General features: G+C 29.9%; 2 protein-coding genes. Both read left to right on the top strand.

The features are described from left to right. Positions 1–4 precede the first annotated feature (4 nt). A complete protein-coding gene (locus ASO20_RS00240) occupies positions 5–3,082 on the top strand; it encodes a hypothetical protein (protein WP_085055917.1) in 3,078 nt (1,025 codons plus the stop codon). A 224-nt stretch (positions 3,083–3,306) separates the two neighbouring features. Next, the gene (locus ASO20_RS00235; RefSeq protein ID WP_085055916.1) at positions 3,307–6,699 is read left to right on the top strand and encodes a hypothetical protein; all 3,393 of its coding nucleotides are present in this window, start codon (positions 3,307–3,309) and stop codon (positions 6,697–6,699) included. Positions 6,700–6,701: the final 2 nt, after the last annotated feature.

Below are 6,701 nucleotides of genomic sequence, written 5' to 3'. Positions count from 1 at the left end.
AATTTTGCAAAATTATTTTGATAATTATTATGGTTACGCAATCGGTAATGATTTAAATAATTTAACTACTTGATTTGGTCCCCAAGGAACTTCAATGTTATCTCTTGCTGACCTAAAAGCAAACATGCTTGCGCATATACAAACACTTCCTCCTGCTTCTATTAATGCCGCTTTAGATGAATTTAGTTTATTATTAGGAACATCAAATGACCAACCAACTGATGATTCTATATTAGCTCGTGATTTGAAGTCGGCTTTAGAACAGATTAATACAATTAGTCAGTCATGACGTAATAACTATTACGGTATTAGTGGATATACAGGATTATGATTTGAATATCAATATGACATCAGTAATCACAATTGATCGGATGCAAATAACCGAACTGATTTAAATGCTGTCAGAAATGCCGCAACAACAGATTCTAATAAATTTTTAACGGAATATACTAAACTTTTCGTTGATGGTTCAACCAATTTGATAAACTTTAAAAGTTTTCAAGATAGCGAAATGACAAAAATATTACAACCAATTGTTGATTTTTACAATCAATGATACATGGGTTATTTTGTTACTGATACCAATAAACTAGAAAGTAACAATCCAACTACCACAAATGGTTGAGTATATTCTGAAGTATTGGGAGAAATTTCTAGCACAATAACAAAAAATAAAGATACAACAGAATGAGAATCACAATATGTTAATGCAACATATGTTTCATCTACTACCAAAACAAATAACTATCGAGATGAACAAATGAACAAATTAGTTTCTGATATTAATGATAATTTTATTGGCGACTTTTTGAAAAAAAATTATTTTGGTTATAACTCAGGAACTTCTATACCCTCATCAGTTCAAACAATTTTAAATTGACAAAATAGTACCAATCCCGAAGCGATTTGAGATATGGCTACTTGAAGTGGAAATGATTGAACCACAACAACTGCTTCAACTTATAAAATTTTTATAGCATTAGATAGTAATCACATTACTGATTTAGCAGCTGGTAAGCATTTTAATACAAAATTATCTGAATACTCAGATTCGACAGCGGGTAAATATGGTGCTGAATTTATTAATTTTCAAAATAAAGCTTTAAACGAAGAAGTAACTAAATTAATTCCACAATATCAAGCTGTGTATTTTGGATACACTTCAAAAAATGATGTTAATAATTCATTTCTACCTGGAATTGTGGAAATGACAAACGGGAATCTTAATTGAGTATTAGCTGACTCGATAAGTGCTTTAGTAGCCGATCCTGGAAACTTTCAAAATGCCGATCGTGTAACAAATGGTAAATGACTACATAATGGAGCATTAGAAAAAATTACTAGAAATCTATCGCAAGATGATAATTTCACAGCAAAAGAAAGAAATGCTTTTGAAGATGATGTAACTAAAATTATTAATGAGTATAAAATCATATTCCGTGGATTTATAAATGATGTAAATGGTAATAAGTTATCTTTTAAAACGTTGGGTGGAGATAATGCATTAGATAATGGGGTATTTGTTAGAACATCATCAGATGTAACATCAGCAATATTTAATCAAACTGCCTTTATAAATTATGTTCATACTTTTCATAATTCAACTACTACACCAACTTGAGAGGCAAATATAGTTACTGATTATCGTGGAAACGAAAATCAATTTAAAGATGAACAAACAAATGTTTATCGTAGTTATTTAGAAGAGGTTAATAAAAAATATTCTGCTGTTTCACAAGGGTATTTTGCAACATTTAATGGGTCTACATTATCATTTCCCAACTTACCTGGTTGAGTGACAGGACCAACAGGTGCAACTATTGATATCAACGTAGCTATGGGGGTTTTAGATCGTGAAACTTATAATCAAATGATAACTCCCGATTCTTCTGCAACCTATCGATTGAGTTATAATGCTTGAAAATTTTATGAAGATAATATTCAAAATTTTACTCAAGAACAAGCAAATTTAAGTAGTAAAGATTTAGCTGCAAGTGAAAAAGGATTCAAAAGACAAACAGAAATTTTTAACTTCTTAGCTGAATCAGAAAGTAATAAGTCCTGAAAAACTGAGGCAAATTATCGTGGTAATTATCAAAATTTTAGCGAATCCAAACAAGCATTATCTAATTTTTTAAATCAATCAGGAAACCCAACATCTGTTGCGGATTTAAATGAAATATCATCGCAATGATTTTCTCTAACGCAAGGTGATGAAAATACAGATTGAAATAATACCGCTTTAAAACATACGTTTTTATTCTTCTCTCAGTACGGAATGCCGCTTCAATTGATTTATGAACCAACCAATCCAAAACTATTAAAATCTGCTAAAATTTCAGCAACTATCGTAGAGTTAGGGTCAGGGCAACATTTATTGAACGGAGATGTTGACTCACTAACATTTTCTCCAAGTTCACAAAACGGAAATGTTTCTTATGGGGCAACCTTAATTATTACAAAGGGATTTCAACAATTTACATATAAGATTATTTCAGCAAATAATAAATTTCCATTTGATCAATTATTATTTACTGTTGCAGATACCTCATCAGGAACTCCAACTTACAATTTAGCTCAAAAAATTACTATTGCTAAAAATTTAGATACACCAAATTCGACTGAGAACTCGACTGCTGCGATTGAATATGATAAAGGTACATTTGATTTTGCCAACGAATCACCAGATTATGACGGAACAAGTTCATTACCGATGCCAGCACAACAAGGAATTAACACAATTACTTCAATTTCTGAATTGCATCACACAACAAAAGCTGTTCGTGATATTTATATTCAAATAGGGGTTGGTTACGATTTATCTTCTGGTAGAAAAATTCGTACAAATATAAGTATTATGAGCCCAGACTATAATAACCAAGTTTTATCTATTGATGAAGTAATTAGTCGTTTGCCTCATATCGTTCCACCAAGTGAAACATCTTCATTACCAAGTTGAGTTATTCCGGTAATTATCGCTGTAGCATCAGTTACAGTAATTGCTCCTACTATGTTCTTTACGATTCGAAAAATTAGATCAAGATCTCAAACAGGAAAAACCTTAAAAAACATATTGAGTTAAAAAATAAACAGCAATTGTTAAAAAATCATCAAACAAAGGCAAAACATAAAGATGCGACAAGTTTTTTGTTTAAAAGTAAAAAAAAGTAAACTTCAAAATCAAACCATAAAATAACGTCTAGGGCGTTATTTTTTTTAAAAAAAGGTTGAATGTTATAATTAAAGAGTACAACAATGTATCAAATATAAATAAAAAGAGGAAAAAATGAACAAAAAATCAAGTTATTGGCACTTTTAACGACTTTAACAACAGTCGTTGCCGTGCCTACAGCTACATTAGTTAAAACATCAGAAGGTAGCGAAACAAAACAACAAAATGATGCTAATAATGCAAAATTAGCTCGACAAAATTTAATATCTCAAAATAGTAATGTTTTTGTCAATTACACTGTAAATTCAAATAAATTAACATCAATGACAAATACTCCTATTTTAAACAAATTCATTAATTTTTTGGAAACAAATTTTTACTTTATTGACTTAAAAAGTGCATATAATGATAGCGCAACACCTAATCAAAAAGTAGCTATCGAAAACGTGGCAACCTGATTAGGTAAAAAAGGCGATTACACATTCGGACCTATGAATATCAATCAAATGGTAGCAGCTGCAACTGCTAACTTACCTGATAGTGTAACAGATGAGCAAATGAATACAACAATTTTAGATTTTACCACAATTCAGAATACTGAAATTACGGTATTGCTAAATGCAACATATGCGAAATGAATTATGACGATGGAAGGAACAGAAAACGGCCATCAGTGAGGTTTTATGAATCCTGAAAATGGGCAATATATGTTCCCAGCTTTGGTTCCTGGAACTAATGGTTTGGTATATGACAAAACAGATAACGATATGAATCATCCAAAATATGGTTTATTTAATTTAATTTCTCGTTTCCATACGGATTTAAATAATGGAAAACCTGCTCGTTTTATTGAACCATATTTAAATCCAACAACTAGTAGTGATATTGAAAGAACTTTTCATGATTATCAAACTTGAGGTAAAACTCAATTCAGCTATTACGCTCAACAAATCCTAGATCAATTTAAGACATTCTATTACGGCTTTGCTGATATTAATCAAAGTAATAACGATCTTTGAAGCAATTATTTAAATAAAGAAACACTTAATCCGATAAGTTCTATTGATGAATTAATTGGTCAATGAACTAACGAAATGAAAGATCAAAAATGAGATGGCGTTTCTGTGTTAAATTTTCTATGTTCAACAGGTGTTTGAGATAATTTAACACCGGAAAAGGCAGCTGATATTGATACAAAAATAATACCAGTTGAATGACGTGATTCAGAAAATTTTGCTATTTACAGATCAATCAATATGTCAACATTTGTCATATCAACTCGTAGTCTTTATGAAGAATTCTTAACAAAACGATATTTTGGATACGATGATCCTAGCTCAACATTTAATGTTTCTCAATATTTTAGCGGTTCACCACTGCAAATTGTTTCAGAGGATGCATTTAGAGCAACTTTCACGCATTCATATTCAACATTTCAGGCATTGAGTCAATTTTACTCATGAACACCAGATTACGATACTTATAATTTTATTGAAACAGAAAAATTTAATGAATATATTCGTAATCAACAAGAATCACTTCAAAAAGATATTCAATCAATAATTAACATTGTAGAAGATTCATACTATGGTTTTGGAGGTTTACTAGGAAATCGTTTAACAACATATATATTCCGCGGAATATACGATTTAAATCAACAACTAAATGCATTTGAACTAACTTTATACTATGTTGAAAATTTACCAACTACTTCAGCTGAATTTCCGGGAGCATGAGAATCAAAAACAATTATGCAAGAATTAATAAGCAATCCTGATATGGGAACTGCGGATTGAATTAAAGATCAACAACAAAAATTACTAACAAAAATAACTGATATTGTTAATGAAGTTCAAGATCGTTATTATGGATGAATTTCTAAGGAAGCTGGTCAAGGAATTTTGGTTACATCTATTGATAGATTACTTGTTCATGTAGAACAAGGAACGCAATTAACACCAGAAGAAATTGCTGCAACTATAAATAAAACCTCTTTACCAACGGATGTTGAGAATTTATGAAATGTTGCAAAATTTTTGAATAGTATTAATAATGTCGACGATGTAAATACTTTTTTGAACAATCAAGCTATTAATATTTTTTATCAAATTCAACGAATTTTACCATTATTAACACCATCATATTTTGGTTTTAATCCATCATCATCATTAGTAACAAATTCTATTGCTCAAACAATTATGTTTCATCACGAACAAAATTCAGAACTTACTTTACATGATATAGTTCTTGCATTTAAAAACGGAATTCAAGAGCAAGCTCCTGGATTTCCACAAAAATATGCTGTTATTACTTTCATGACACAAATTACTTCCGACAATAAAGATTTACAAGCCTTTTTAGATGACCAAAAACAACAAATTGTTAATCAATTTACAATTATTATTAATAGAATTTTGCCATCATATTATGGTTTTGAAAATTTAGCAGATAATCCAATTAGTGATTATGTTTTAAAAGGACAAACTTATGGAGAAAAACCAGATCCAGTAGCTTTAGCTCAATTCTTTATTGACAATTTTCAACCATCACAAACTGAATTACAACATAAATGATTAGCAAACGGATACTTTCAAATAATAATTGAGGACGGGACATTAATTAATCGATTCTTAGCGGATCAAGATTCAACTTTGCAAAACAAATTTTGACAACCAATTCTTGAAGAAATATCAAATGTTTATTTTGGATATATAACTGGAATAACGTCTGTTGTTACTGAAACAATTTTACTTCCTGTAAAAAATGGAGAAGCTTTGGATTCGAATGCATTGTTAACAATATTTAAAAATAATGTTGCAAACAATGTGGTAAACTTTCCCGCTTCTTATGCTGTCGCAAACTGATTTGCGGATTTAATCTCAAAAAATAAAATCGATGGTGAATTCGGAACACAAGAGAAGAATGCGTTGATTAGTGATATTGATAATTCTTTAACTCAATATAAAAATAGCAATTGAGGTTACAATATAATGATGCCAGCTTACTTTGATCATTATTTTTTAACTCCAGATGGAAAATCTACATTACCAGTTAGTGATATAGCAAATAATATCATTTTCGATGCTAAGAGTGAATGAGGTGGGGAACAAAGAATTTATGTTTTCTTTAATTCACAAAATGTTGGACATGTATTTTTTGACTTAAGTGTATATGCACAACAACAAACAGAGTGTTTGAAAAATGACCTATCAAATATTTTAATAATTTTAAATCAAGGTTATAAACACAAAGATTTTACATTTAACCAAACATCATTGCCATTCGCTGGAGCAGAACACATTTGAACTTTCTTTAATACTAAAAATGGTTCAACTATAGGTTTACCAACAGATGTTGATTCATTGTACAACCTTTTTAAAGGACAAATCGCTGAAACTAATTTAGTTAACGATAAAGTTGGTTTTTCACAAATTGCTTCTTACTTAAATAGTTTATATACAAATGTTAAGGGCAATATAGTAGCGAATGGGGAATTACTAAATTGATTAAATTGAGAAAATCAATAATT

This window comes from Mycoplasma sp. (ex Biomphalaria glabrata), assembly GCF_001484045.1.
In the GTDB taxonomy this organism is placed as follows: domain Bacteria; phylum Bacillota_I; class Bacilli_A; order Mycoplasmatales.
This window is presented reverse-complemented; position numbering and strand designations above follow the sequence as displayed.